The sequence below is a fragment of the Spirosoma humi genome (assembly GCF_054776575.1).
Genome location: NZ_BAAHBR010000019.1, coordinates 1328 through 7314 on the forward strand (window position 1 = coordinate 1328; position 5987 = coordinate 7314).

1 protein-coding gene and 1 pseudogene are annotated in these 5987 nt (G+C 58.6%); both read right to left on the reverse strand.

The window, feature by feature from the left end; genetic code table 11:
- Nucleotides 1-3555, reverse strand: a 3555-nt coding sequence (locus tag ACYU8Y_RS26480) for an Ig-like domain-containing protein (protein WP_460941226.1), incomplete at its 3' end; no start/stop codon positions are given.
- Between the two features lie 26 nt (nt 3556-3581).
- A pseudogene (locus tag ACYU8Y_RS26485) lies at nt 3582-5987 on the reverse strand (hypothetical protein); the annotation flags it as partial.

Below are 5987 nucleotides of genomic sequence, written 5' to 3' on the forward strand. Positions count from 1 at the left end.
AGGACAAACCGCCTTGACCGGGTTGTAGACCACCACGATGATCGATGGCTGACCGATCGTCACCTGACCACTGGCCCGGCATCCGTTGCCATCCACCACCGTCACCGAGTACACCCCCGCAACCAGACCACTCACACTGCTGCCACTGGCACCGTTGCTCCAGAAGTAGCTGTACGGACTACTGCCCCCGCTCACCGCTACACTCGCACTGCCGCTGGCCGTCGCGTTACAAGACGCATCCACGTGACTCAGCGTCAGAGATGGACCACTCACCGAGTTGACATTTACCACGGTCGTGCTCACACACCCCCCCGCATCACTCACCGTCACCGAGTAAGCCCCCGATACCAGACCACTCACACTGGCCGTGCTGGCCCCGGTGCTCCAGCTATAGCTATAAGGCGCTGTGCCTCCACTCACCACCACACCCGCACTGCCGCTGGACTGACCACAGGCCGCCGGAGCGCTGCTGGTCACCAGACTCAGGTTGCTGCTGCCCGGCACGCTCACACTCAAGGTGCTGGCGCAGCCGCTGCCATCACTCACGCTCACCGTGTACACACCCGTCGACAAGCCGCTCACCGAGCTGCCACTCAGCCCGTTGCTCCACTGGTAAGCATACGGTGGCAAGCCCCCGCTGGCACTCACACTGATGGCCCCCGTCGCCTGACCGCAGGCCGCGGGCGAGACACTCACTAAACTTACCACCGGCGCCTGGGAGCCCGGCAGGTTGATCGAGCCGCTCACCCCCGTGCAGCCGTTGGCATCGGTGATGGTCACCGAGTACACCCCCGCCATCAGACCACTCAGCGTCTGGCCGCTCTGGCCGTTGCTCCACACATATTGATACGGGGCCAGGCCATTACTGGGCGTGGCCGTGATCTGACCCGTGGCCGAGCCACACTGGGCCGCCGTCACCACCAGGTTGATGGCCAACGGCGTTGGACAAGGTACTGGGCAATTAATTACGGATAAGGCTAATGGCGTTGTTGCTGTTGCACTACAGCCATTGGCATCGGTTACAACTACGGTGTAACTGCCTGCATGGAAAGCCTGGGCTGAAACTATGATTGGATTTTGTTGTGTGGACGAATATCCATTGGGACCTTTCCAGCTAAAATTGTAAGGTCCAGCACTACTTGTATTTATAGTAGCGGTCAAATTTATTGAACTTCCAATACATACCGTTCCTGAAGAAACAGTAGCCTGCACCACTGGAGGCTGGTTGACTGTGACTGTTACGACAGCCATTTGAGAACAATTAGGCGCGCCAGCGTCGGTAACAACCACGGTATACGTTGTCGTCCCGGTCGGGCTGACCGTAGCAGTTGGGCTGTTTCCTGCTACACCATTTGGACTCCACTGATAGGTCAGGGCACCTATGTTACCAGAAGCGTTTACCGTTAATGTAGCACTTCCTCCAACACAGATAGTCGATTGGTTGGTAGCCACCGTTGCCGAGAGCGAACAGCAGTTAACCACACTGACGGCGACAGGCGTCGTCGCCGTTGCCGAACACTGGTTAGCATCGGTAACTATTACCGAGTAAATACCACTGTTGGAAGCAGTAGCGTTCGGAATATTTATCGTATTAGTGGTTGATGTCGTTGAAAAGTTAGGACCACTCCAAGCAAATGTGTAGCCTGGTAATCCACCCGATGGTGATGCAGTCAGTCCTATACTTCCTCCTGCACAAACAGTTGTTGACAGTGCAGATAATGTTATACTCGGCTTTGGGTTGACCGTAACGGTCACACTGGCGGGTGATGAACTACAACCCGCAACAGTTTGACTCACGGTATAAACAAAGCTTCCGGCAGTTGCTGGAGGCGCTGTAACTGAGCTACCTGTCGCCTGAGACAAATTAGAGCCCGTCCAGTTGAAGCTGGCACCAACTGCTCCGGTAGCCGTCAGGATAACACTATTACCCAAACAGATAACCCCTGAAGGATTAACCGCAATAGTTGGGGCAGCAGGAGGAGCCGGATCGTTTAAGGTTGCCGAAACGGGGTCACTAGTACACCCACCGGCCGAAGCAGTAATAGAATAGACACCAGCGGTCAGGCCATTCAGGCTAATCTGACCGGAACCCGTTGCCGTCAGATTTTGGGTGACTGCAGATGCCCCATTCTTTAAATATCCAATAGTATACGTTTCTCCAGATACTAGTCCGTTTAATGTCAATATCCCATTCGTTCCTGAACAGGAAGTGGGATTCGTTGATGTAACACTTGCAATAACTGGTCTGTTAGCCAGTGTATATGATGTTGTTGCCGTCGTACTACAACCGGCAGCGCTGGTAGCGATGACGGTGTAGGCATAGACCCCCGCCGAACTCAGCGTCGCCGTCACCGGGTTGCCACTGCTGGCCGTCAAGCCCACACCCACCCAGCTGTAACTGCTGAAACCCGACGTCGCACTCAGGGTGAGACTGGCCGCACCCCCCGATACACAGTTCGGGCCACTAGCCGCAATCGACACCGACCCTGAACTAAGCCAGGAGATAACCACACACGCCCCATCGCTGCCCGTGTTACAGTTATCCCTCAGCGTGTTACAAATCGTCAACGAGCCCGGCTGGATCACCCCCCCCACCGTCGGATAGGTCAGCGTGTAAGCCCCCGTGCTGGCATTCAAACTCACATTGCCCTGCAGCGATGCGGGGCTCACCGTGAAGCTGCCCCACTGCTGGTTGGCCGAGGCCACCACACTGGTGCCCGCCGACAGGTTGGCCGGGTTCCAGTTGCGCAGCACCTGGGTGAAGTAGTTATTGGAATAGGTCGCGCTCGTGGCGCATAGGGTTTGGGTATCGTCCTGAATGTCGGGCAACACCAGGGTCACCGTGTTGAGGGGGGCATTCTTACAGTACCGCTCCAGGGCTGGCTGACCCGCAGCCCGGGGGATCTGTAACGTTATTTCATTATTAACATTACTACCAAAAGTCATTATAGCTGTCCGAATGGGTTCGCCATTGACCAGGATGCGGACCACCGAGGCACAACCCGTGCCCGGAAAAGAAAACAAGGGCACGGCAACACCCGCCGTGACGGGTGTTGCCGTGGTTTGAGGACCCGCCCCATCGGGGTCGATGTCCACCCCCGCCGGGGCCATGCCCACCTGGTGGACCGCTACCCCGCTCAACGCCGGTAAAGCCGCTTGCCCGGCACTAGTGATCTGTTCATTGTCGATCACAAAGTCAGTCCAGGTCCCGTTGATGTTGGTGATCTGGAAGCTGGCATCCCGACCACTACTCCCCGGGGTGGTGAACCCGTTGGGAGTGATGATGGTGAACTGGCCGGTGACGGCCCGGTGCAGGCTGTTGTCTGTAGGGACGTACCAGGCCGTGTACCGATTGGCGGCCACGTCGTAGGTCAATTGGAAATCGACCAGGGGGGTGCGGCCTAAGGGGTCACAGCCGGGTACATTCTGGGCCTGGACAGAAGGTCTGGCCGCTCCGCCCAGCAGCAGCAGCAGCAGAATCCAGGGTCTAAACCACATTACTTTCTCTACAGCTTTCATGGTAATCGCGCATTTACCTTTAAGTACGTGTTTCATGGATCGGTGGAGGTTGATTAGCCCAACTATGGCAATTGCTGGCTAATGATGAAGGACGGATTATTGAGGACATTGCTTGGGTGTTGAATCATGATGTTGTATATGATGTGTGTGTCGTTCTCCTGGCCCTGGAAGATCGTCTTCCCATCCATGTTCACATCCCCGCTGTAGTACCCAGGAAGAATGTAAGAAGGTGTGTTGAAAATATTTCCAGGAGCGGTTATGATCTGATTGAATACTTCCTGAGGATCGTTAAGCTGCCCCTGGTAGATCGTCTTGTCATCCCGGTTGGCATTCCCACCCCACAGGGCATAGTAACCTGCCGCCCACGAAATGTCCCGACGCTCTTTGTCCCCGTATAGGTTCACAACCGTTGGATCTGTCGTGTCATGCCAGATCTGAGCCGGTGTCAACTTGCGGAAGTCCACCGACACATTCACCGATCCCGTGTTCAAACTCACACTCGACTGAGTCATCGCCCCCAGGTGGTTGCGGTGACGAACCGCTACCTGATAAGTGCCACCCGCCACGTGGCTGATGTCCAGACACGAACGACCATCCATGTCCACGATCGCCCCGTTGCGCAGCACCAGACCCGAACGCGTGTACCTGACCACCGAGGGACTGGACGGATCCCGGAACTCCAAGAGCACCCAGTCCACCACCGAACTGTCCCCACGGGACGCCAAAGCCACCGCCGGGTTGAGAATCGTCTCGGCGAAGGGGTCCAGGGCGGCAATCGAGCCAGCCCCACCCGGATAGAAAGTGGTCAGGTAAGGCGCCGTCCGGTAGGGGTCGCTCAGGGGAATCAGGTTCTGGGCCCGCAGCTCATCCCGCATCAGGGGCTCGTTGTTGGCACCCGTTGGGGGGTTGGCAGGCCAGATGCCATCGGCATCGACCAGGGCTCCCTGGAGGTAGACGAAGGCGTTGAGGCAGGAGGCACAGGTGACGGGCAGGATGACGGCCGAGCCGGTGGCCACGCAGCCCCGGGCATCGGTAATGGTCACCGTGTAGGTACCCGAGGAGACCCCCGTCAGACCCGCCGTGGTGGCCCCGTTGCTCCACAGATACGTGTAGGGAGCCGTGCCCCCGCTGATGCTCACCTGCATCACACTGCCCACCGTCGAGGGACAAACCGCCTTGACCGGGTTGTAAACCGCCACGATGATCGATGGCTGACCGATCGTCACCTGACCACTGGCTTTACAGCCATTGGCATCGGTCACCATCACGCTGTACACGCCCGCTGGCAAACCCGTCACACTCTGACCCGTCTGGCCAGTGCTCCACAGGTAACTGTAGGGGGCGGTCCCACCCGTCGCCGTCGCACTCACCGTGCCACTAGCAGAGGCATAACAACCCGCATCCACATGACTCACCACCAGACTTGGACCCGAAATCGAGTTGATGTTTACCGTCGTTACCGCCGTACAGCCCACGCCATCGGTCACCGTCACACTATAAGCACCGGCTAACAAGCCGCCAATGCTGGCTGCTGTGGCCCCGTTGCTCCAGCGGTAGCTGTAGGGAGCGTTGCCGCCCGTCACACTCACACTGGCCACCCCATTAGCCACGCCACAAGTTGCGGCTGTGGCCAGGGGACTCAGGCTAACAGTCGTACCACCCGGCACCACGATGCTCAGCGTGCTGGCACAGCCGCTGCCATCCGACACAGTTACCGTATAAGTACCCGCCGACAAGCCGCTCACACTCGAGCCGCTTAGGCCATTGCTCCACTGATAGGTGTAAGGAGTCGTACCCCCGCTGGCACTTACGCTGATGGCCCCCGTCGCCTGACCGCAAACGGCCGAGCTCAGGCTCACCAGGCTGATTATTGGCGCTTGTGAGCCCGGCAGGTTGATCGAACCGCTCACCCCCGTGCAGCCGTTGGCATCGGTGATGGTCACCGAGTACACCCCCGCCATCAGACCACTCAGGGTCTGACCGCTCTGGCCGTTGCTCCACACATATTGATACGGGGCCAGGCCATTACTGGGCGTAGCCGTGATCTGACCCGTGGCCGAGCCACACTGGGCCGCCGTCACCACCAGGTTGATGGCCAACGGCGTCGTGCACCGGCAATCCACACTGGGCAACACCGCCGAGCCGGTGGCCACGCAGCCCCGGGCATCGGTGATGCTCACCGTGTAGGTACCCGAGGAGACACCCGTCAGGCCCGCCGTGGTGGCCCCGTTGCTCCACAGATACGTGTAGGGAGCCGTGCCCCCGCTGATGCTCACCTGCATCACACTGCCCACCGTCGAGGGACACACCGGCTTGACCGGATTGTAGACCGCCACGATGTTCGATGGCTGACCGATCGTCACCTGACCACTGGCCCGGCATCCGTTGCCATCCACCACCGTCACCGAGTACACCCCCGCAACCAGACCACTCACACTGCTGCCACTGGCACCGGTGCTCCAGAAGTA